Genomic DNA, 22,927 nt, shown 5'->3' with positions numbered 1-22,927 from the left:
ATGTGAGAAATTCCGTGGCCTACACGCCTACACGCCTACACGCCTACACGCCTACACGCCTACCCCCTACGTCCACTTCCTAATGAGAGCGCTTAATTGAGTGTCATCCCCGCATGGCCCTCGAAATACGATAGGGCTCGCCTACGACTTACGCTGAATTGTTTCACGACCTCTCGATACAGTTGTATAGCATCTTAAGCAGAAAGTTACCCGGCAGCTCGATCAGGGTGCTGACGCCTCTTTCATGCCCGCTAAGATCCTGTTGACAGTGACAACGCAGCCTTTCGGACTTGACGAAGCCAGAGTCCCAGAAAACAGGACAGGGTGGCAAAGCCGATTACCCAAAGGATACCGATAACGCTAGCAGCATGACATTAGTGTTTCGCAGTGAAGCCATGCTGGCGAACCCTGCCAGGGGCTGCAACAGTGTGTTCCGGCGGGATGAGAGGATACTTTGCATGGTTACGAACGGGTCTGACAAGTGGCGACTGTCTGGCTCGCGGGTGCATCAGTCCAAGATATGCTACTAAGGAACTCGGTCAGGGCGATGGCAGCGGTCAGGGTACTCAACGAGCCATCGTGAAAATGGCCCAACAGGGCGCCGCCCAAGGCCGCGATTGTCATCTGTAAAAACCCGAGCAGCGACGAGGCCTCACCGGCACACTGTGGATTGGGTGACAGTGCTCCGGCCATGCTCCTTGAGCATGACGATACCGAAGCCGACCGGAAACAGGAAATGCGGGTCAATCATCGACCAAGGTCTGAGGGAAGACGGGCGCCATCAGCATCATGTGACGCCCGCATGTTGTTAGCTTGCTTATTGAAGCTTAGCTGGCGTCCGGTTGCTCACCGGGCGCAGCCTTCTGGAAGGCCTCCAGGGCGTTGCATCGTTCAACGATGCTGCGAATGGTCGGGTAGGCTGAAAGGTCACACTCGAAGCGCTCAGCGTTGTACACCTGTGGCACCAGGCAGATATCGGCCAGGGTCGGGGTGTCGCCGTGGCAGAACTTGCCGGTGCCGGCCTCCGCTTTGAGCATGGCCTCCAGGGCGTCAAAGCCTTCAGAGATCCAGTGGCGATACCAGGCCAGCTTGGCGCCGTCATCCACACCCAGCTCACCTACCAGGTGCTTGAGCACCTTTAAGTTGTTGAGTGGGTGGATTTCGCAGGTAACCACCTGAGCGAGCGCACGTACTCGCGCACGCTCAGTGGCGTTGGCTGGTAACAGCGCCGGATTGGGGTGTCGTTCCTCGAGATATTCGCAGATCGCCAATGACTGGGTCAGCTGTGCTCCTTCGTCAGTCTCAAGCACCGGCACCAGGCCTTGGGGATGGCGGGCGAGATTAGCAATTGAGCGCTGTTCGCCCTTGACTAAATTGACCGGAGCCTGAGAATAGGCCAGACCCTTAAGATTTAGAGCGATGCGCACCCGATAGGCCGCCGAAGAGCGAAAATAGCCATATAGCTTCATATGCACGTCATCCCTGGCTTATTTGGACTCGTATTTCACAACCTGCTGATCGATGGCGCCGAAAATGCTCCTTCCCTCCTGGTCAAACATCTCGATGCGAACCCGGTCGCCAAAGCGCATGAAGGGGGTCTTGATCTCGTCGTGCAGGATCTTCTCCACCATGCGGACCTCAGCCAGGCAGCTGTAGCCCACGCCGCCTTCTCTGATTGGTTTTCCGGGCCCACCCTCAGAATCGGGGTTGGAGACAGTACCCGAGCCGACCACAGCACCGGCGCCTAGATGACGGGTTTTTGCCGCATGGGCGACAAGCTGCGGGAAGCTGAAGATCATGTCAGGACCAGCCTCTGTCTCACCGAACTTCTCACCGTTCAGGTGTACGGTCAGCGGCAGATGGACCTTGCCGTCCCGCCAGGCGTTGCCCAGTTCGTCGGGGGTCACGCAGATTGGCGAAAAGCTTGAGGCTGGCTTGGCTTGAAAGAAGCCGAAGCCTTTGGCCAGCTCGCCGGGAATCAGTCCGCGAAGGCTGACGTCGTTGACCAGCATCACCAGCTTGATATGGCCGACAGCCTGCTCGGGAGTGACCGCCATAGGGACGTCATCGGTAATCACCGCGATCTCACCCTCAAAATCGATGCCGTGCTCCTCACTGACTGCTTCGATGTCCTCGGTTGGCGCCAGAAAACGATCCCCCCCTCCCTGGTACATCAGAGGATCGGTCCAGAAGGTGTCTGGCATCTCAGCACCGCGTGCCTGGCGCACCAGTTGGACGTGGTTGAGGTAGGCTGAGCCGTCAGCCCACTGATAGCTGCGAGGCAGCGGCGAGTGCAGCTTGCTCTGATCAAGAGCAAAAGCGTCGTCGGCCTGGCCGTCGTTTAGCGCCGAGTAGCGTTTCTCCAACTTGGGGCTCACGGCTTCCCAGTTTTCGATTGCTTGCTGCAGCGTGGCGGCGATGTCGGAGGCGCTCACGGCGCTCTCAAGGTCGCGGGAGACAACGAGTAATTCACCGTCGCGGCCGTTCTTCAGGGTAGCGAGTTTCATCTTGTCTCGGTCCTCATTTTCAGGGGAAAGGTATCGTTATCAGGGCCCGTCAGGGCTTGTTGGGGTCGAAGTTTGAGCGCAGGGTTGACCAAACGTCCACGTAATCGCGTTGACGGATATCGGCGTTCAGCGCGGCGTCAGTGGGATGGTAGACATAGCGGCTCTCGAACATGAAGGCCAATGTCGCGTCCAGATGCTGTGGCGTGAGCTCGGCGTTGGAGGCTTTCTCGAAGGTATCGGCGTCGGGGCCGTGGGGGGACATGGAGTTGTGCAAACTTGCGCCACCGGGCAGGAAGCCCTCCGCCTTGGCGTCGTACTCACCGTGAATCAGTCCCATGAATTCGCTCATCAGGTTGCGATGGAAGTAAGGCGGACGGAAGGTGTTTTCGGCCACCATCCAGCGCGGTGGAAAGATCACGAAATCGAGGTTGGCCATCCCGGGAGTGTCTGAAGCCGAGGTCAGCACGGTGAAGATCGACGGGTCGGGGTGGTCGAAGCTCACTGTGTTGATAGTGTTGAAGTTAGCCAGGTCATACTTATAGGGCGCGTAGTTGCCGTGCCATGCCACCACGTCCAACGGCGAGTGGTCTAGCTTCGTGGCCCAGAAGCGCCCGGAGAATTTAGCCACCAGCTCGATATCTCCATCGACGTCCTCGTAAGCGGCCACTGGGCTCTGGAAGTCGCGCGGATTGGCTAGGCCGTTGGCGCCAATGGGGCCTAGGTCAGGCAGTTCCATAGGACTACCATAATTCTCGCAGATATAGCCACGGGCGGCATCAGAGCCATCGCACAGGCGTACCTGGAACTTGATGCCACGGGGGATCACTGCGATCTCGCCGCCCTTGACCTGAAGTTCGCCCAACTCGGTGCGCAGATGTAGGGCACCGAGCTGTGGCACGATCAGCAGCTCGCCGTCGGCATTGTAGAAGAAGCGTTCGGTCATGTTTTGGTTAAAAGCGTAAACGTGCACGCCACAGCCAGTTTGGGCGCCAGCGTCACCATTGACGGCAATAGTAAGCAGGCCATCGACGAAATCGGTGGGTTCGGTGGGAATGGGCAGTGGGCCCCAGCGCATCTGGTTAGGATCGGCAGCTGGTCGGGCTAGCGGGGCGGTGGCCAAGTCCGGCTTATCAGCCAGTGGATGATACTTGCTCTGCGCCACTGAGGGATGGATGCGGTATAGCCAACTGCGCAGGTTTTGGTGGCGTGGTGCGGTGAAGGCCGAGCCGGTGTATTGCTCGGCGTAGAGACCGTAAGGGCAACGCTGCGGGGAGTTCTGCCCTACAGGGAGAGCGTTGGGTAGCGCCTCGGTTGAGAAGTGGTTTCGAAAACCGCTCTGGTATTCGAAGGTGTCTGTCATCATGGGTGTGTCCTCTTATTATCGCGTTTGTCGTGCGTTATCGCTTCTTGTCGTGTCTCGTACTAATTGGTTTGGCTAATGGGTCGGAATTCTGCCGCAGGGCCTGCGATGCTCAAGGCTTCCTCCTTGGGAAGTAGTTTCGAAAGAGGCAAGTTTCTTGCGCATAGTCCCTCCGGTTTCGTCAGGCTTGACAATTATTGGGTTGCGAGGTTTGAACAGTTCCATCAACTGATCATAGTTGTTGTTGAAACTATATGTCTACCGGTTCATCTCATTATCTCCTTGCCGAGGTACTGCGGATTATTAAAAAATTCAGTTATATCAATAATATTTTTGATTCTTAATACTTAAGCATAATACGCTTTTTTGTCCAACTAGTTGCGATAGAAAGTATATGAAGGCATTGTGATCGTGTGATAGAGGTGTATGGCTGTCTTACTCCGGCTCGGTGCGATGAAAAAGCAGCCCACGACAATAAACTGGCGTAATGTCGCCACCCGTGACGACGAGGAACACAATATGAACAATGCAATCCGCATGATTTATAGCGCTGCAACATTTGCCGGGATTGGCCTCACCACACTAGCGATGGCCCAGACCACCATCAATATCACCAGCTTGGGTAGGTCTAATCACGGCATCATCACTATCGCCGCCCGTGGTGAAGGCTCCGAATTGTGCATAGCGCAGCAGTAACACATCAGGAGCCGAACATGACTAGCATGCCGACCCGTTGGCAGCGCGTCGGCCGGGTCATGCAGATGGGGCTAGAGGGGGTGGCGGGTGCCACTCTTTTTGGCATGATGCTGCTGACCACGGCGGATGTAGCAGGCCGTTTCTTCTTTAACTCTCCAATAATCGGTGCTGTTGAGCTGACTCAACTGATGTTGGCGGCAGTGGTATTTTTGTCGCTACCCGTGGTGTGCTGGCGTGAGGAACACGTCAGTGTCGACCTTCTCGATGCTATCTTTCCTGCGCGCCTGATCTGGATTCGACAGATGATAGTCAACCTCATCGTCACTGCAGCACTGTGGGTTATGGCAAGCCGGGTATGGGCGCTGGGCGAGCGGGCCTTTCAGTGGGGTGACGTGACAGAGTTTCTACGCATCCAGACTGGCTACCTGATCTACCTTATCGCTACCATGCTGGCGATCGCAGCGCTGCTGACTTTACTGAGGGCAGTACGCTACCTGTTGGAAGGGATCGGGATGCTTGAAAGGGGCGGTCCCCTCAGCCCCAATAACGGCCCAGGAGGCGAAAATGATTGAAGCACTGTATGGGTTCGCCGCCCTGTTGGCACTGGCGTTTCTCCGGGTACCCTTGGCCTTCGCCATGGGCATTGTCGGCTTCGGCGGCTTCTATTACCTGACTGGCAACTGGAGTGCTGCTGAATCCATGGCTGCGCGACGCGTAGTGGATACCGCCATGGATTATGGCCTGTCAGTAATTCCGCTTTTCATTCTAATGGGAAACTTTGTCTCCCATGCTGGTTTGTCGGATGCCTTGTTTAGGGCATCAAACGGTTTTCTCGGCCATCGTAAAGGGGGCCAAGCTATGGCCACTATCGTCGCCTGTGGCGGATTCAGTGCTATCTGTGGTTCAAGTTTGGCCACCTGCGCAACCATGGGCCGCGTAGCCATGCCGCAGATGCGTAAATATGGCTATAAGGATTCGCTGGCTGCCGCGTCAATCGCTGCTGGTGGCACGCTAGGTATCCTGATTCCTCCCAGCGTGATGCTGGTAATCTACGGTATCCTCACAGAGACCAGTATTCGTGAACTTTTCGCAGCCGGATTCATACCCGGGATCCTGGGTATCGTTCTTTACCTAGGGACAGTGAAGTGGGTAATGTGGCGTGACCCTGATGCCGGACCCGCTGGCGAGGTAGTGCCCTGGAGCGAGCGAATAGCCGCGTTGAAAAGCGTAGGCAGCACTTTGGCACTGTTCGTGCTGGTGATCGGAGGTATCTATCTCGGCGTATTCACCCCCACTGAGGCTGCGGGCATCGGAGCCATGGGCGCCTTCGTCATTGCGCTGCTGCGCCGCGCTCTGACGCCACGGGTATTGATGAACGTGCTGATGGATACTGTGCGCACCACTGCCATGCTGTTCGCCGTGGTGCTCACTGCATTGATCTTTGCCAACTTCATCAACCGTGCCGGGCTGCCAAGCGAGCTACTGATGTTTGTCAATGGCTTGGATATGGCGCCCTTCCTTGTGATCCTGGTAATCCTGGCCATCTATGTGTTGCTGGGTTGCGTCTTCGAGAGCATGTCGATGTTGCTGCTCACCGTGCCAGTCTTCTTCCCGGTGGTGGCGGGGCTTGGTTACGATCTGGTGTGGTTCGGGATCCTGGTAGTGATTGTCATTGAGATCAGCCTAATAACGCCGCCGGTAGGAATGAACGTTTTTGTGCTTCGGGCGGTATTACCGGACGTGAGCACTGCCACCATCTTCCGAGGGGTGACGCCCTTCTGGGTAGCGGGTACCATACGTGCGCTGTTAGTACTCATTTTTCCAAGTATTGCGTTGTTCTTACCACAACTACTTTATTGATGTGTGTGTTAGATAGAGGTGAAGAATGAATACGGATGAGGCGGGTTCTTTTAAAGCTGAAGAAACAGACGAGAATTCAACAATACCTAGGGCGGAACTGGATCTCGATCAGTTCCTTCCTTACCGTCTCGGCCGATTAGCAGATAGCATCAGTCAATCGCTGGCCGATTTTTACGCTACACGTTACCAAATAAATGTAGCGCAATGGCGCGTTTTGGCTTGGCTAAGTCACTGCGATGACCTCACCGCGAAAAAAATATGTGCCTATACGAATATGGATAAGGCTAGGGTTTCTCGTGCTATACAGGCACTTGAGGATCGAGGGCTTATTCAACGTTCACCATCTTCCCATGATCAAAGACAGCATAATTTACATCTTACTGAAAAAGGAAGAGAGACCCTCTCTAAGCTGATTCCTGAAGCACAAGATTGGGAGGCCAAACTCGTGACTCCATTGAGTGCGAGCGAATATAGAGATCTATTTAACTTGATGCGTAAACTGGAAAGACAGGTCGACCGTATGGGATAGGATATTCATTCTAAAATAAATTAATGACTACACTCATTTTAGAAAAACTCTGTGTAACCCTGCCCCGACAAGGAGGAAAGCATTCATGTGGGTGCGAGAGTGTTCATTCTCATCTCATCTCATCTAGCTGTCGCCTACCGCGTGTTTAATTATGTATTTATGAAATAGCTAAGAATTTTTGGCCAATCTCTCTTTCATTGATAATTAATGATGCAGCGATTTCTACGGGTTATGGTTTGATAGTTAGTAGTAGCCTGTCAGTGTTGTTTAGAATCCTCTCCAGTTAATTCATACCGTCATGTCATATTATACCACAGATGTGACTATTGAAACGTGCATCCATGGCTTTGGTCTGGGCGGCTCGGTAACCCCCCCGAAAAATAATCGCTTTGATAAGTGGAATTTTGTAACCTGAAAAACAGGAGATTTCACATGCGCAAATCACGTTTTACCGACAGCCAGATCATGGCGATTTTGAAGCAGGCTGAGTCTGGCGTGCCTGTCCCTGAACTGTGTCGCGAGCATGGTATGAGCAGTGCCTCATTTTATAAATTGCGTTCCAGGTACGGTGTTATGGACACCTCCATGATGAAGCGCCTCAAAGAGTTGGAAGACGAGAACCAGCGCCTCAAGAAGATGTATGCCGAAGAGCGGTTGAAGGCAAACTTGCGCCAGGAAGCCCTTGAGGGAAAGTGGTAAAGCCATCTCAACGCCGCGAGATGGCAAGGAATGTCGTTGAGGCCGGTTGCTGCAGTATTCGGCTGGCTTGTCAGGTTTTCGGGATCAGTGAAACCTGTTACCGCTATCAGACGAAGCTTAGCCATGAGAACGCCGTTATCGCTGACTGGCTGGTGCGCCTGACCCACAATCAGCGTAACTGGGGCTTTGGACTGTGTTACTTGTATTTGCGCAACGTGAAAGGCTTTTGCTGGAACCATAAGCGCATCTACCGAATTTACCGGGCATTGGAGCTGAACTTACGCATCAAGCCGAAAAAGCGATTGGTGCGTGAAAAGCCTGCGCCGTTGGTTGTGCCCACTTCTCTGAACGACTGCTGGTCGATGGACTTCATGCATGATCAGTTGGCCGATGGCCGAACGTACCGGTTGTTTAACGTGATCGATGATTACAACCGGGAAGGCCTGATCATCGATGCAGACTTCCCACTGCCAGCAGAGCGCGTGATACGCTTCTTAAACCAGTTGATCGAATGGCATGGCCAACCCCGGGCCATTCGATGCGACAACGGCCCGGAATACATCAGTGGCAAACTAACCCGTTGGGCGAAGCAGAACGGTATTGAGCTGATGCACATTCAACCTGGCAAGCCGCAGCAGAATGCCTACATTGAACGCTACAACCGAACAGTCCGTTATGATTGGTTGAGCCATTATCTTTTCGACTCGATCGCTGAAGTACAGGATTTTGCCACACGCTGGCTCTGGACGTACAACCACGAGCGACCGAACATGGCATTGGGTGGGATAACACCGAAACAGAAGGTGGCCATGGCGGCCTAACCAACTCTACTTATCGCTCCGGTTATAAATGGGGGGATTACTGCTCTAACATAAGCAGACGATACTCACTGTTATGTTCATAATTCTTTTGGTTGCAAGGAGAAGGTCACTTTGCTTGTACTCGCGAGCCGGGCAAAGTGATCTTTAAATAGCCTGAGACAAATTCCTGATTTTGCTGAACACGTACACTGGCTCATAATTTATAAGTCAGTGCCAGCTTCGGTTGTGCCGCTTCAAGGTCCTGTTTCGAGGAATCTCCAACACGGTAAGTAACTACCCTTTGAGGGTGGTGAATCAGTTTCCTTAAATCGCGCAAGCCTGATCCTTAACCAACCTTCAAATCAACCTGAGCCTAGCGATGCTCTCAGGAGTATCCCTCAGCGCCTAGTGGAGGCGCTGGGACTAGTGAAAGTTAACATCATAGCCAGGTGTGACGATTGTCTGTCCAATTTAGGGCCTGGGTATTAAAAAAACGATGGTATAACACTTAAATCATTCTGGCTTCAGGGGAAAACCACATGAAACTTCAAAAAACTAATTTATGCCGAAGAAGCTTCCGCACTAAAGCTATGGGAGGAGTACTCCTCAGAAAGCACCGGCAAACCAGCGTCTTCTAAGATAGCGTTTGCGGCAATCCAACCAAAAGTTAGTGCTGGGCCAAGAGTGATACCTGGGCCTGGGTAACTACCGCCCATGATGGAATTCATGTCATTGCCAGCTGCCCACAGCCCGGGAATATACTGTCGTTGTGCATCTAGCACTCGAGCCTTCGGGTCAGTGATCAAGCCCATTGATGTGCCGATGTCCCCTGGGTGCACCTCAACCGCATAAAAAGGTGCGATGCTGATGGGGCGCAGGCAAGGGTTAGGCTTATTAGAGGGATCCCCCAGGTAGCGATTGTAAACATTTCCCCCTTTGGCAAATCCGCTATCCACGCCTTCTAATGCATCCAAATTATGCTGCTCTAGAGTCAGCTTCAGTGCTTCTGGCGGAACGCCAAGCTGACTTGCGAGTTCTGCGATATTGTCGCCTCGCTTCAGGTATCCACTTTTTACGAAGGGTGTGATTCGACCGGGGTAAGGACGAACTACGCCCAGACCATAACGACGGATGAAGGTATGATCAGCTACTAACCAGAAACGCCGTTGCCCTACCTTTATACATTCAAGCATGGCGGCTACGAAATCGTGGTAGGAGTTGCTCTCATTAACGAAGCGCTTGCCGCTGTCATTAATTGCAATCAATCCCGGCTTAGCACGGTCGAGGAACAGATGGGGGAAGGCCACCGTGGTCCCATCGGTGCGGGTAATTCTTGATACCGGTGACCAGAAGGCAGGATGCTGATTGTCATGATCGACTCGTGCGCCAACCTGCTCGGCGGCTCTTAGACTATCGCCAGTGTTGCCCTGTGGTGACATCGACCAGTGGCGGTCATGCGCATGGGGCATCACCTCCAAACGGCGCTTGTCATCTTGTGGGAACCCACCTCCAGCCAGCACAACCCCATGACGGGCGTAGATCGTGTGCAAGCCATCCTCATGCCGCACCTCGGCACCGCTCACTCGTCCATCTGTATCTTGCCGTAGCGTCTCGAGTGAAGTTTCATAAAGGATGGGTATTGCTAAATCGTAGACGGTCTTCCCCAGCCGTGCAGCCAAGGCATTGCCCAACACAGATCGAGTGCCGCGATGGTAGCGTACCAAATCAAGCAGGTGACGGGTTACTACCTTGCCCGCATGCACGAAGGCGCTGGCTTCTTTTAGCGCTTTTGGCAGCTTAGCAAGATCGCTACGGCCAATCATCATACCGTTGAGAATGGTGAATTCCGGAATAGGGTGACGCAACCGCTTGAGCTCCGTGCCAAGCTGGCGTGCATCAAAATCCAGTGGATCCATCACCCGGCCGCCTAAAGCGGCTCCAGGCTGATCTGGGTGGTAATCAGGACCCACAGTTCGAACTGCAAATTTAACGACGGTTTCTGTTTCCAGAAATTGCACTACTCGAGGCCCTTGTTCCAGGAAGGCCTCGACCATGTCCCGACGAAGACGGTCTCCTACCTCAGCCTCCAAATAAGCCATCATAGCCTCTTGGCTATCCTCAATGCCCGCGGCACGGCCATGATGATTGCCTGGAATCCATACCGCGCCTCCCGAGACAGCCGTAGAGCCACCGAAGTATGGGGTCTTTTCGAGGATGACAGGGTGTAGACCACCCTTTTTCAACGCAATAGCAGCGCACATTCCTGCTGCTCCTGAACCTACAATGATGACATCAACTTCAGCAGGTAAACTCATATGTCCTCCTTTGGCTGGGCCCCTAGTCTTCCGCTTTGCCAGCCACCATCTACTTTGAGTACCTCACCTGTGATAAAAGCTGATCGGGACGAGACCAGAAAAGCAATGGCCTCAGCCACATCCTGTGGCGTGCCCGGTCGGCCAAGTGGTGTTTCTTCCAACATGCGACGTTGGACCCACGCACCTTCACGAATACGAGATGCAGTCAGGGGGGTGTCGATCAAACCGGGCGCGATGGCATTGACACGGATGTTATCGCGCCCCCACTCACAGGCTAGCTGAGTTGTCAGCGCGGCCACTGCTCCTTTGGTCATAGAATAGATGGATGTGCCTGCGACGCCGGTCAAACCAAAAACAGAGGCAAGGTTGACTATGGAGCCACCGCCTTGTTTAGCCATAATAGGGAGAGCCGTGCGGCTGAGCCGAAACACTGACGCCATATTGACACTTACAAAGCGTTCAAAGTCGTCATCAGTGGTATCAACCAAAGGTGGCGCTGAAGCAATACCGGCATTGTTGATTAAGATGCGCCATGGCTCACCCAATGTGTCGACAACGTCGGCAATCTGCTGAGGCGCTTTTGGGTCAGCGATGTCACAAACAACAGTCGCCGCCAAGCGGTCGCCACTCTCATTGGCAAGTGCTTCCAAGGCATGTTGGTTGATGTCAGTTGCTATGACACGAGCTCCACGCTCTGCCAGTAGCAGGGCAGTGGCTCGGCCAATGCCCGAAGCAGCACCAGTCACCACTGCTACGCCTTCTAATCTGTCAGACATTGCCACCTCCTACCGATCGTCCACCGTCTACTACGATTATTTGGCCAGTAATGTAGTCCGTACGTGGCGAAGACAGCATCGACACAACATTGGCTATGTCACAAGGCTGGCCGATCCGTCCCAGCGGTTGGTATGTATTCAGGCGTGCGCGCTCTTCCTTGTCCCAACTATTAAGAATCGGGGTCTCAATGACCCCAGGAGCCACAGCGTTGACCAAGATGTTGTCGGCGGCCCACTCCAAAGCAAGACACTTAGTCAGCGTACTCATGGCTCCTTTAGAGGCAGCGTAGTGAGCCACTTTGACTGCACCGAGGAAGGACCGAGAACTAATGTTAACTATCCGACCACCACCCTGAATGCGCATCTGGGCGGCAGCCATTTTTGCCAGCTCAAAGGCAGCTACGGTATTGATTTCGTACATTTTTAGAAAGTCTGAGCTGTCTAACTCATTGGCATCGCGGGTAGAAAAGATGCCAGCATTATTTATAAGTGCAAACAGTGGTCCTGAACGCTTAATCAATTGTTCACGCTGCGTCGGATCACCGAGGTCGCAGGACATGGTTTCGACGGCCCCACCCAATTCGGCTGCGGTCGCTTCAAGTGCGTCGGGATTAATATCGGTAATCATAACGTCGAAACCGTCATCGATGAGGCGCTGGGCGATGGCCTTTCCCATGCCACCGGCGGCACCGGTGACCAGTGCCTTGTGTTTCTGTTGTGCCATGAAGATCTCCCTAATGGATAAGCCGGAGCTGATGCCCCGGCGGTAGAGGCTCAGTCGCCGTAGGTGGCTAGGTCCAACTGGTGATAGACAGCTTCTTTCAGCATGGCTGCCAGGGCTTCAGGGTCGTTACGGTCTACTTCGCTCAGGCGCTCCTTCCAGCGTGCCTCAGCAGCCAGGTAGGCATCGATGATATCGCTGGGATCATCAACGTTACGACGCTCCATTGACTCCTCGGGCAAGGTATTAATGTATTCTTCGTTGAACGCTGCGAGATTCTCTTGGAGGGCGTCGGATGGCTCAACGACGTTGACATTGTGCTCGGCGATACCGATTTCCAGATTACGCTCAGCCTCTTGCTCGTAGTCAATCTGCATGCGAGCGATGGCCAGCGCGAATTCGTCGAATAATACCTCTTTATGCTCAGCAGAAAGGTCGCCCCAGAATTCAGGATTCATAACCCAGGCGGCACCAGAGGTGTGTGTTCCCATAGGTAGGTCAGTGACATACTTGGCCACCTCTGCGATACGGAAGCCTGAAACCAATGCCGTAGTGTCGGCCATGGCGCAATCTAACGAACCACGTTGAATGCCGGTATAAACTTCAGAAAAGGGCACTGAGACGGGTACACCGCCCATATGCTCCACCCAACGTATGTGAGAGGCACCCGCTGTGCGGATCTTAAGGCCCTTCAGATCCTCGGGTGTTTCCACTGGAGTGTTGCAAATAAACTTATAGATTGGAGTAGAGTAGCCACCGCCAAATAGGACGCCATTATTCTCCCATTCGTCGCGCAGCTTCGGCTGTGTGAAATTAACCTCGGTGAAAGCAAAAGCGGCGGCGGTGGAGTCATCCGCTACAAACGCCATATCTGCGATAACGTTGTTTAGCGGTAAGTCTGAGGGCAAGTAGGCACCGGTGACAAAACCGATTTGAGCGATGCCGTTAGCTACGCCTTGAAGCGTGCTACGAACATCAATCAGACTACCTCCAGAATATACCTCCAAAGTCAGTTCGCTATTGGAGGCCTTTTCCAAGCTTTCGGCCATATCCACATATGCATTTTTAGTAATAATGTGGGTCGGTGCCCAACCAACGTTGGCAATGTACTGGGCGCTAGCCAGCGTGGGGGCGGTGAGCATGGCGCTGACGGTGAGTGCTTTGTATATTGTATTCACTTCCAACTCCTTTGACTTCAGGTCAGGGGTAGTGGGGGGCTCAGAGCATGAGCCGTGGGAGGAACAAGGTGATGATCGGTAGAGCCATCAGGAGTGCGAGGGTTAACAGATCCATTAGGATGAACCAAGAAGCCCCCTTGAACATCTCACCCAGCGATACGCGGTCGCCAAGCGAGCTTTTCATAACATAGACATTGAGCCCGACCGGCGGGGTGATCATGCCGATCTCCAGCATCTTGATGGCGATGATGCCAAACCAAACAAAGTCAACTCCCAGCGAGCGCAAGATGGGATCAATGATTGGCAATGTCAGCAGTAACAAAGATATGCTGTCGACAAACATACCCAGCACAATGAAGATTAAGGCTATCAGGATGAATAACACGTAGACGTTATCAACCCACGGAATGATCCCTTGGCTCATGGCGTTGGGCAGGCTTGAAAGCCCCATGAACGACGAGAACATGGAAGCGCCAATGGCGATGATGAAGATAGTGCAGGTGCCTTCGGCGGTTTCCACCAGGGCGCGTACCAGGGTTCGGAGGTTCAGGCTACGTCTAAACAGTGCGAGCATCAGCGCTAAGCCTGCCCCAATGGCACCTGCCTCTGTGGGCGAGAAAATACCCAGAAATATACCTCCCAACACGCCCAAGATCAGCACCGGTAGCGGCCATGTATCCTTCAGTGCCGTTAGCTTCTCCTCACGGCTATGCCGGACTTCGCTGGTGGGAGCTAACGACGGCTTGAGGTAGCACCGAAGAGTAATCATGCCGATATAGATAGCTGCCGAGACTATTCCAGGAATCAATCCCGCCACGAATAGTGCGCTAATCGAAGTTTCCGTAAAGACCCCGAATAAGATTAGCAATATAGAGGGGGGAATTAGCGAGCCTAAGGTGCCAGAGGCGGCCACTGTGCCAGTGGCAAGGGAACCCTTGTAACCAGCGCGCAACATTTCTGGAACCGCGATGCGACTGAAGGCGGCCGAGGTGGCGGTGGAGGAACCCGAAGCGGATGCGAACAGCGCAGATGAAACAACAGTCGCGGAGGCCAAACCGCCGGGTATGTGACCTAGGAACATGCGAATAGCAGAGAATAGTCCGCGCGTCAGCCCTGCTTGGCTGGCAATATAGCCCATCAATAAGAACATGGGCACTGCCGAAAGACTCCAATTGGTGATGAAGCTATAGGGGATAGCAGTCAATATGCCCCATGCGGCACCAAGGTTGAGGATTGCGGCGATTCCAACGAATGAGACAAGCCCCAGGACAACGCCTACAGGCACTCGAACGCCGATTAACAACAACGCCGATAGGACACCAACGATACCAATATCCAGCCGATCCATTTATTCGGTCTCCTTGTCAGCAGAATTAGTAATCAATTCCCGCCAATGAGGAGATAGTGCCACTTGGCCCATCCTTAGGGCGGAAACCAGCGTTGCCAACCAAAAGGCAGCGGGCAGGAAGAAGCGGCCTGGCCAAATCACTACGGGTATGATGCCTTCGACCAACTCATTACGGGTTAGCGACTTCATGGCATCCTCGCCAGTCTGCAGGGCTAAGATGATGAAGAAGACGGCTTGGGCACCATAGGCGATAAAGGCTGTGCTGCGTTGCAACCAGGCTTGGAATCGATTCCAAAAAAGGTCTACCGCGATGGATTTGTTACCTAATTCGACCAATGGCAAGGGTAAGAAGACGGCTGCGACTATGTAGTAGTAGGCAACAGTCTCGGCAGTGCCGGGTACTGGGCTATTGAAGAAGTACTTCATGATCACGTCAGCGCAGACGTGAAGCATCATTGCTGCTAGGTTGATCACAGCGATGGCAATCAGAATTTTCGATGCCCACTGGAAAGGCCTTTCGAGTTGATCATGGAAGTAGAGGTCGCGCCTAGTCATTGCATCCTGACTCCACCGTTGATATCGATGACCGCACCGGTGATATAGCCAGATTCCGGAGATACCAAAAAAGCCACTGAACTGGCTACGTCTTCAGGGGTTCCCAAACGTCCCAAGGGAATGGCACTGGCTGCCTGTTGTTCGTCGCCATCTTTCATGGACATTCGCAGCATTGGTGCATCGATGGAGCCAGGCGCCACTGCATTGACTGTGATTCCCAACGGGGCGGCTTCCCGGGCGACCGCCTTGGTTAGCCCCAGCACGCCGGCTTTGGCGGCGATATAGGCAGCGGAGCTTCGATAGCCGCCTAATTGGGCTGCGGAAGAAGAAAAGGTCACGATACGACCATTGCTGACTCCCTCCTGCTCGCGGCGGCGCAAGAACTCGCGAACGGTTAGAAACGTGCCGGCCAGATTGACTTCGCTGGTCTTTTGGAACTCGTTTAGGGGCATCTCGGTAATTGGTGAGCGGGTGCCATCCTCACGCAGGATCAGTAGGCCAGCGTTACAGACTACGGCATTTAGCGGGGCATTTTGCTCAGCGGCATCAAACAGGTCGCGAATCTGCTGTTCGTCAGCGATGTCGGCTCCTAGCCCTTGGTGCTGCTCACCCTCCAATAGTGCTGCTGTTTCCCTTGCACCAGTGATATCCAAATCAGCGACGATCACAGTCCAGCCTTCCTGAGCCAAACGTATGGCGATCGAACGCCCAATGCCGCGAGCCCCACCGGTTATTAATACGCGTTTGCTCATAGTCTTTCCTTATTATTGATGGATTGTTTTGCATCCAATTTTGTATATATAAGACGTCAAGTCAAGATTATAAAGCTTTAAATTTACAAATTGGATGCAATATTGCGATTCAGGTTGGTCTGTGCAATTATGCTTAGCAAGTTTTATAAGAGGATTCGCGGTGTCTACTACCAGCACTGAGGAAGTGACGACGAGCCTACGGGAGCACATCATGTCAGGCCAGATTCATCCTGGAGTGAAGCTCCAACAGCAGCGTCTATCGCAAGCGTTGGGCGTTTCTCGCACCCCGCTACGAACGGCCTTGGCCAATTTAGCCAAAGAAGGACTCCTTCAGTACAAGTCCAATAGCGGCTATACCGTGCGTGAGTTCAGTCGCAAGGATGTAGTGGATGGCTATGCGGCACGGGCTGTTCTTGAGGGGTTGGCGGTATCTACGGTAGCGCGTCAGGGACTGCCTGATGCGACGCTCAATGAGCTGGACGCACTGCTGGACATTGGTGACAAAGCGCTTAGCAAGGGCTGGCTGGACCCCGAGGATCTGGACAACTATCGTTCCATGAACGTCAATTTTCACAACCGGATAATCGCAGAAGCTCAGAACCGCTGGGTGGAGGAGTTGGTGCGACAAACGCAGTTAATCCCCTTCGCATCGAACCGCATGATCGTCTGGAAGGATTACGCGATTATGGTGCGGACTCATGACGACCACCACCGTTTGGTAGATGCCATTAGCAAGCGGGATATCTCTCGTGCCGACTTCCTTCTTCGAGAACATATTAACTTCGCTGGTGAATACTTGGCGAAGTGCATTCAAGACGGTCGAATTCCGACAAGTTATCCTAAGAGCAAGGAGGTTTAACCCATGATGAAAGTATTCTTTTCACCAGCCTCTCCCTACGTTAGAAAGGTTATGATGGTTGCTCACGAGACGGGGCAATCGTTAGAGAAGCTAGACAGCGCTGCCAGTCCAATTAACCGTGACTCAAATATCGTGGCGCACAATCCTACTGGGAAGGTACCCACCGCTATCTTGCCAGATGGCTCAGCACTATATGACAGTCGGGTAATCTGCCGTTGGTTAGACGCTCAGCACGACGGGAGCCGTATGTATCCAGACGGAGATTGGGATGTACCTCGTCGTGAAGCTTTGGCAGATGGCTTACTGGATGCGGCGCTGCTAGCACGTTATGAGACAGTAATGCGCCCTGAGGAGAAAATTTGGCCGGAGTGGCTGCAGGGACAGATGGACAAGGTTGCCAGTTCCTTAGATGTTATGGAGGCGGAGTCAAGCCAGCTCACTTCAGTTGATGCTGGCACCATTGCTATCGGCTGTGCTCTGGCCTATCTGGACTTCCGATTTCCCGACTACTATTGGCGCGATGAGCGACCTACCCTGGCAAGCTGGTTCAAGAGCTTTTCACAACGGCCCTCCTTCCTGCAGACCCAGCCAGTGGGTTAATTTAATATTTCTCTGCTCTGTTCATTTATACTGCCGGCTCAGTTCGGCAGTATCAGTTCCCGAACTCGGTGAATTAACGATCCCTTAGGAATGCAGCTTAAGGCACCCGTAATTTTACTATTTTGTTAAAACAAATAGTGGTTTTTCGAAGCATCGAACGTTATAAGTATGCCAAGAGTCGAATGGTAATGTTATATCACGAAATCTAAATGGTGGCCTTACTACTTAACAGGCGTTTGCAAAAAGCGAATCGTCCCGGATATTTTAGATCCCCGTTAAGCTCTTAAAGTAACGCCTTTCATACTCAACCGGTGACAAGTTATCGCTTGTGCCGTGTCGGCGCTTTGGGTTGTAAAACATTTCGATATAATTGAACACGTCGCGTCTAGCCAATTCCCGTGTCGAATAAATCTGTCACTTGATCCGCTCTCGCTTGAGGAGTTGAAAGAAGCTCTCAGCAACGGCGTTATCATGACTGTTAACACGCCGACTCATGCTGCCCACCAAAGTGATTAGGTTCTGTCTGAAAAGTCATAAATGTTACGCTATTCCTGTTCATTGAACAGGAGGCGATATGACAGGCCGTTACGAGCTTTCTGACCAGCGTTGGCAGATGATTGAGGACATCGTTTCTCCGCCGCAGACCATGGGACGCCCACGTCGTAACGATCGCCAGATGCTCAACGGTATTCTCTGGATTCTCTGTTCGGGGGCACAGTAGCGCGATCTGCCCGAACGTTATGGCCCCTGGAAGACCGTCTATCAGCGTTTTCGACAATGGCGTGATGACGGCACGTTTGATCAGATACTGACCCGTCTCCACCTTCGTCTACGTGAAGACGGCAACATGGATCTGGACACATGGATGGCCGATTCAACCTCCATCAGAGCCACCCGGTCGGCCAGCGGTGCCGGCAAAAAGGGGGATCCGTAGAACCCGGAGATCATGCGCTCGGCCGTAGTCGCGGCGGACTGACCACGAAGATACACATGGTGTGCGATCGCCATGGTTTTCCACTCGCCTTTTCTCTGTCGGCAGGCCTGCGCGCTGATTCGACTTATCTGACAGACCTGCTGGAAAAGGTCCGACTGCCGGGGCGTTCTGGTCGACCTCGTAAACGCAGTCGTTACATCGTGGCAGACAAGGGGTACGACAGTGATGCATTACGGCATTATTGCACGCGTTACGGCATGCGTCCGATCATCCCGCAGCGCCGTATGCATCGACGCCCGAAACCGGGTCTTCCGTATCAGTTTGACCGGCCAAAATATCGCCAGCGTAACGTGGTGGAACGCCTGTTTGGCTGGCTAAAGGAAAAACGTCGGCTCAATACCCGTTACGATAAGCTGGCCAGTAGCTTTAAAGCCATGGTGACGCTGGCCTGCATTGAGCGATTCATGAGAGCCGACTTTTCAGACAGAACCTAGCTTTCAAAAAGCTTTGCCAATCTCCGCTGCTGAATTGGCTTCCTTAGACGCCCTTCTAAGTGTCAAGTGGCGATTTGCGTCTGATTGATCTCCCGATGACGGCTGCGCAGCACATAATAGAGCTCCCGGGCAATATAGCGTTTCAGGCATCGGATGGCTTCCAGCTTGGAGTGGCCCTCTCCCACCCGCCGGGCAATGTATCCCTGAGTATCGGCATCTAGACGTAGCCGCCCGATAGCGATGATATGCAGCGCACTATTGGCGGCGCGATCGCCACCCCGGTTGAGCCGGTGCCGCTGCGTCTTACCTGACGAGGCAGGAATAGGACTAACGCCACATAGCGCCGCAAAGCTGGCTTCTGAGCCAAGGCGGTCCGGATTGTCACCTGCCGTGATCAGTAGCTGTGCGGCCGTCTCGTAGCCTACTGCCGTTCGCGACACCAACTTTGGTGCCACCTCATCGGCGATAGCCTTGATCATGACGTCCAAATCGGCAATCTCGTCGTGCAGTTCCAGGTAGCGGTGCGCGAGGGATTTCAGGGCGATGCGGTAAGCCATCGTGACATCCCGGTACCCGTTCAAATCGGGTCGCCATGCCGCAAGTGTCCGAAGCAACTGCACTCGCGTCATGTTCCTCAACAGATCGCGCAGTTCCTCTGGCGCCGAGACCACTTGAGTCTGGATCATCTGGAGGGCCACACGGCGAGCCGCGACCGCAGTTTTTCGGCAAACCTTCAGGACACACAAGGACTCGATCATCTCGTCACGTGTCTTCGGGGTGACAGTGCGAATACCCGCATAGGCCGCATGAGCGGCATTCTCTGCATCGATTGCGTCATCCTTGCCGCGCTTGCGCCGTACGGTCTTATCGGGTGTCGTGACTTCCAAGATAGTGATGCCTGCGCGCTGTAAGTAGCGCAGCAGGCCAGCTCCGTAGGTGCCGGTGCATTCGATTCCCACCCGGCTGAGCTCGCCGAAGGATCGCATCCAGGTCAGCATAGTCTTGTAGCCATGCCGGGTGGTAGGAAAGCTGGCGGTGCCAAGCACACGGTTATGGGCATCCACGACGGCGGCCACATGCAGCTCTTTTTGGGTAATCAACACCGCCGATAATGACGGAGCGATCACTGGGTTGCTGACTCATGGTGGATCTCCAAGCTATTGATTCAGGATGGCTTCACCGAGTTCGATAGCCTGGACACGACAGTAATGAGACAGGCTGTCAGGCCCTTCTTGAGTCACATGCTTCGACGAGGCGAAACCTCGCCGCCAGAGTTCCCGGATCTCCGACAGGTCCAAGGAAAGACACACTAGCCGGGTCGATCGGAATGTGGGTCAGGTGATCCGCCCCACTGATTTTGGACACCGCGTTAAGCGAGTACAATCCGCTTATGAGGTGATCCACGATGAGCAAACAAACGCGCAACCGCTATTCTGATGAGTTCAAGGCCGAAGCGCTGAAACTCGCAGAAAGAACCAGCGTTGCCAGCGCCGCCCGAGAGCCGGGTATCCATGAATCGCAAATTTATGGTTGGCATTCGGCAGCGAAAAAGAAGGCCAACGTCTCCGAGCGCGAGTCTGAACTGGCTGCCGAGAACGCCCGGCTGAAGCGCCAAATGGCCGAGCGAGAAGAGGAGCTGGCCATATTAAAAAAGGCGGCGACCTACTTCGCCAAAAACCAAAAGTGAAGCGTTACAGGTTCATGCTGGAGCACCGTCACAGGTTTTCCGTGGTTCGGATGGCGTCTGTTCTCGGTGTCTCGCGAAGTGGGTATTACACATGGCAGAAGACCCGGTTTCAGCCCGGCCAGCTGGAGCAAACCAGGGAAAGGCTGGATCGTCGCGTGAAAGAGGCATTCGGCCAGAGCAGACAGCGTGATGGGGCTCGACGCATCCAGGCCACACTGGCGACCGATGGCCACCCCTATGATGTTAAAACGATAGGTGCCAGTATGCGGCGCCAGTCGTTAGTACCAAAAGCCGCCCGCAAATTCGTCGTCACCACAGACAGCGACCACAGCTTGCCTGTGGCACCCAACTCGTTGGAGCAGGACTTTGAGGCGGCCGCCCCGAACCAGAAGTGGGCCGGTGCCATCACGTACCTGATGAGCTCTGAAGGCTGGCTGTATCTAGCCGTCATCATTGACCTGTATTCGCGCTCTGTCGTCGGCTGGTCCATGAATACCAGGATGACCGCAGACCTGGTCTGCGATGCGTTGGAAATGGCGCTGTGGCGACGCAATTTCCCACCGGGGTGATCTGCCACAGTGACCAGGGAAGCCAGTACTGTTCCCGCGCCTACCGGGATCGACTGCGAACGCATCAGTTGCGTCAAAGCATGAGCCGTAAAGGCAACTGCTGGGACAATGCCTGCGTGGAAAGCTTCTTCCATTCCATGAAAGTGGAAGCCATCCACTACGAGCCGATGATGAACCGGGAGCGGCTTCGTCAACACGTGTTCGAATACATTGAAGTTGATTACAACCGCCGGCGACGGCACAGTGCTTTGGGGTACGTCAGTCCCATGGACTACGAGCTTAAAAGCAGTGCTTAACCGAGTGTCCGTTTTTAGCGGGGCAGATCAAGGAGACCCAGGAGCCCTCACGGCACCAGGTCTTCAGAATAGGTCGATTACTATAAGTGCCGGATCAACCCAGAAACACCTGGCACCTTGTAGTCTTACTATCTGAATGCACCATCACAGTTCCTTGTGGCTTGCGTCGCCAGACTGCCGATAACAAAGCATCCAGCACTAACTCCGTGGTCATACGTGACTTCATCGACCAGCCAACCACTTGGCGAGAAAACAGGTCGATCACCACCGCTAAGTAAAGCCAGCCTTCGTACGTTCGGATGTACGTAATATCCGTCACCCAAGCAACATTGGGCGCTGTTACTTCAAACTGACGGTCTAAATGGTTGGGTGATACAACAGCCGGTTTTCCGCCGCCATAGCAGCCAATGCGTCGTCAATAGCCCGTCTGAGAGCGTAAACCTTCCCTACGCATCAGGCGGGCCACTCGGTGCTTACCGCAGGCTTCGCCAGCCTCACGCAAATCCTGATAGACCTTGCGATAGCCATATACACCGCCACTTTCAAGCCACGCATGCTTGATCAGTCCCAATAGACGCTGATCATCCCGGTCTCGATTAGACAGTGCTTTTTTACACCATGCATAGTAGCCACTAGGATGCACGGCCATCATTCGGCACAAGCACCGTATCGGATATTGGCTCGCATGCTTTTGAATAAACGCGTACCTCAGTCGGACTCTCTGGCGAAGTACGCGGTGGCCTTTTTTAATATATCTCGCTCTTCTGATACGCTTTTTAATTCAGCCTATAAACGACGGTTTTCAGCTTGGAGATCATCGTCTTCTTGCCGTTGTTCTACCGGCTTATCGTAGCGCTTGATCCAGTGGTACAAGCTGTGGCCTGACACGCCCAAACGCTCAGCGCCCTCGGCAACTCGATGGCCAAGCTCTACCACCTGTTTAACGGCTTCGATTTTGAATTCTTCAGTGTAACGGGGACGGCTCATATATCCTACTAGATACCTTTAGTATAAGGCCTGGAGGTGTCTACGAAACCTGGGGTGATTCAATTATCATGGTCAGTTAAGAAGTAAAGGTAAGGCGCTGCCGCCAAAGGTCAAAACCGTCCGAAAATCGGACATTTTAAAATCACGCTATGTGTCCGCTTTAATGATGACTATGGAAAGCGGTCGGTGTAAATCGGGATAAAGCGGAAAGAGTTACGAGCCTTTATTTTTTAATAAGCTGTTGTTTTTATTGTAATAAATTGATATTTTTCGATAGGTGGCCTTGGTGGGTAAACTCATCTACCATTCTTAGGATTAGCCTCCGAAGCCGAGAGTCGCAGGTTCAAATCCTGCCGGGCGCGCCAGAATATGAGAAAGCCCACGACTCTGTCGTGGGCTTTTTTG

17 protein-coding genes and 5 pseudogenes are annotated in these 22,927 nt (G+C 53.5%); 9 read left to right on the top strand and 13 right to left on the bottom strand.

Annotation, left to right across the window (positions count from 1 at the left end):
* Positions 1 to 827 precede the first annotated feature (827 nt).
* The 3 genes from maiA to hmgA are packed head-to-tail and all read right to left on the bottom strand — an operon-like array spanning position 828 to position 3,870.
* Positions 828 to 1,469: a maleylacetoacetate isomerase gene (gene maiA, locus ACWF8S_RS15965; protein ID WP_447554410.1), complete on the bottom strand. Its 642-nt coding sequence runs from the start codon at positions 1,467 to 1,469 to the stop codon at positions 828 to 830.
* Positions 1,470 to 1,487: 18 nt separating this feature from the next.
* On the bottom strand, positions 1,488 to 2,507 hold the full coding sequence (locus tag ACWF8S_RS15960) for a fumarylacetoacetate hydrolase family protein (protein WP_447554409.1): 1,020 nt from the start codon (positions 2,505 to 2,507) through the stop codon (positions 1,488 to 1,490).
* A gap of 49 nt (positions 2,508 to 2,556) precedes the next feature.
* Positions 2,557 to 3,870: a homogentisate 1,2-dioxygenase gene (gene hmgA / locus ACWF8S_RS15955; protein WP_447554408.1), complete on the bottom strand. Its 1,314-nt coding sequence runs from the start codon at positions 3,868 to 3,870 to the stop codon at positions 2,557 to 2,559.
* A 423-nt stretch (positions 3,871 to 4,293) separates the two neighbouring features.
* On the opposite strand from hmgA, the gene ACWF8S_RS15950 reads away from it, so the two are divergent.
* The 5 genes from ACWF8S_RS15950 (at position 4,294) to ACWF8S_RS15930 (ending at position 8,472) form a co-directional block, all read left to right on the top strand.
* Positions 4,294 to 4,563 carry a hypothetical protein gene (locus ACWF8S_RS15950; protein ID WP_447554407.1) on the top strand — a complete coding sequence of 90 codons (270 nt, stop codon included), beginning with the start codon at positions 4,294 to 4,296 and terminating at the stop codon, positions 4,561 to 4,563.
* A 17-nt stretch (positions 4,564 to 4,580) separates the two neighbouring features.
* Positions 4,581 to 5,135 carry a TRAP transporter small permease gene (locus ACWF8S_RS15945; protein ID WP_447554406.1) on the top strand — a complete coding sequence of 185 codons (555 nt, stop codon included), beginning with the start codon at positions 4,581 to 4,583 and terminating at the stop codon, positions 5,133 to 5,135.
* Complete coding sequence (locus ACWF8S_RS15940) at positions 5,128 to 6,423, top strand: TRAP transporter large permease (RefSeq protein ID WP_447554405.1); 1,296 nt, start codon at positions 5,128 to 5,130, stop codon at positions 6,421 to 6,423. The genes ACWF8S_RS15945 and ACWF8S_RS15940 overlap by 8 nt, the downstream gene beginning before the upstream one ends.
* A gap of 25 nt (positions 6,424 to 6,448) precedes the next feature.
* Positions 6,449 to 6,952: a MarR family winged helix-turn-helix transcriptional regulator gene (locus ACWF8S_RS15935; RefSeq protein ID WP_447554404.1), complete on the top strand. Its 504-nt coding sequence runs from the start codon at positions 6,449 to 6,451 to the stop codon at positions 6,950 to 6,952.
* 432 nt (positions 6,953 to 7,384) lie between these two features.
* A protein-coding gene (locus ACWF8S_RS15930; RefSeq protein WP_447554403.1) for an IS3 family transposase occupies positions 7,385 to 8,472 on the top strand; the annotation gives its coding sequence in 2 pieces (ribosomal slippage) (positions 7,385 to 7,640 and positions 7,640 to 8,472; 1,089 coding nt in all).
* Positions 8,473 to 9,011: 539 nt separating this feature from the next.
* Here ACWF8S_RS15930 and ACWF8S_RS15925 read toward each other — a convergent pair.
* Genes ACWF8S_RS15925 through ACWF8S_RS15895 form a run of 7 tightly spaced genes read right to left on the bottom strand, consistent with a single transcriptional unit; the run spans position 9,012 to position 16,096 of the window.
* Positions 9,012 to 10,766 (bottom strand): FAD-dependent oxidoreductase, encoded by a 1,755-nt coding sequence (locus ACWF8S_RS15925; RefSeq protein ID WP_447554402.1) that lies wholly within the window; start codon positions 10,764 to 10,766, stop codon positions 9,012 to 9,014.
* Complete coding sequence (locus tag ACWF8S_RS15920) at positions 10,763 to 11,542, bottom strand: SDR family NAD(P)-dependent oxidoreductase (RefSeq protein ID WP_447554401.1); 780 nt, start codon at positions 11,540 to 11,542, stop codon at positions 10,763 to 10,765. Before ACWF8S_RS15920 ends, ACWF8S_RS15925 begins: the two co-directional genes overlap by 4 nt.
* The gene (locus ACWF8S_RS15915) at positions 11,535 to 12,266 is read right to left on the bottom strand and encodes an SDR family NAD(P)-dependent oxidoreductase (protein WP_447554400.1); all 732 of its coding nucleotides are present in this window, start codon (positions 12,264 to 12,266) and stop codon (positions 11,535 to 11,537) included. Before ACWF8S_RS15915 ends, ACWF8S_RS15920 begins: the two co-directional genes overlap by 8 nt.
* A gap of 50 nt (positions 12,267 to 12,316) precedes the next feature.
* Positions 12,317 to 13,441: a C4-dicarboxylate TRAP transporter substrate-binding protein gene (locus tag ACWF8S_RS15910; protein ID WP_447554399.1), complete on the bottom strand. Its 1,125-nt coding sequence runs from the start codon at positions 13,439 to 13,441 to the stop codon at positions 12,317 to 12,319.
* A 40-nt stretch (positions 13,442 to 13,481) separates the two neighbouring features.
* Entirely contained in the window at positions 13,482 to 14,789 is a 1,308-nt protein-coding gene (locus ACWF8S_RS15905) for a TRAP transporter large permease (RefSeq protein WP_447554397.1), read from the bottom strand.
* Positions 14,790 to 15,344, bottom strand: a complete 555-nt coding sequence (locus ACWF8S_RS15900; RefSeq protein ID WP_447554396.1) for a TRAP transporter small permease — start codon at positions 15,342 to 15,344, stop codon at positions 14,790 to 14,792. It abuts the gene before it with no gap.
* Entirely contained in the window at positions 15,341 to 16,096 is a 756-nt protein-coding gene (locus ACWF8S_RS15895) for an SDR family NAD(P)-dependent oxidoreductase (protein WP_447554395.1), read from the bottom strand. Before ACWF8S_RS15895 ends, ACWF8S_RS15900 begins: the two co-directional genes overlap by 4 nt.
* 94 nt (positions 16,097 to 16,190) lie before the next feature.
* On the opposite strand from ACWF8S_RS15895, the gene ACWF8S_RS15890 reads away from it, so the two are divergent.
* Entirely contained in the window at positions 16,191 to 16,955 is a 765-nt protein-coding gene (locus ACWF8S_RS15890) for a GntR family transcriptional regulator (protein WP_447554394.1), read from the top strand.
* 3 nt (positions 16,956 to 16,958) lie between these two features.
* Positions 16,959 to 17,555 (top strand): glutathione S-transferase, encoded by a 597-nt coding sequence (locus ACWF8S_RS15885; RefSeq protein WP_447554393.1) that lies wholly within the window; start codon positions 16,959 to 16,961, stop codon positions 17,553 to 17,555.
* Positions 17,556 to 17,819: 264 nt separating this feature from the next.
* Here ACWF8S_RS15885 and ACWF8S_RS15880 read toward each other — a convergent pair.
* A pseudogene (locus tag ACWF8S_RS15880) lies at positions 17,820 to 18,062 on the bottom strand (IS3 family transposase); the annotation flags it as partial.
* A gap of 67 nt (positions 18,063 to 18,129) precedes the next feature.
* Here ACWF8S_RS15880 and ACWF8S_RS15875 point away from each other — a divergent pair.
* Positions 18,130 to 18,983 (top strand): annotated as a pseudogene (locus tag ACWF8S_RS15875) (IS5 family transposase).
* Positions 18,984 to 19,045: 62 nt separating this feature from the next.
* Here ACWF8S_RS15875 and ACWF8S_RS15870 read toward each other — a convergent pair.
* Positions 19,046 to 20,126, bottom strand: a pseudogene (locus ACWF8S_RS15870) (IS110 family transposase).
* A gap of 262 nt (positions 20,127 to 20,388) precedes the next feature.
* Here ACWF8S_RS15870 and ACWF8S_RS15865 point away from each other — a divergent pair.
* Positions 20,389 to 21,535, top strand: a pseudogene (locus ACWF8S_RS15865) (IS3 family transposase).
* Between the two features lie 130 nt (positions 21,536 to 21,665).
* On the opposite strand, the pseudogene ACWF8S_RS15860 reads toward ACWF8S_RS15865, so the two are convergent.
* Positions 21,666 to 22,522 (bottom strand): annotated as a pseudogene (locus ACWF8S_RS15860) (IS3 family transposase); the annotation flags it as partial.
* Positions 22,523 to 22,927: the final 405 nt, after the last annotated feature.

Source organism: Vreelandella xerophytica, from assembly GCF_968048975.1.
This window is presented reverse-complemented; position numbering and strand designations above follow the sequence as displayed.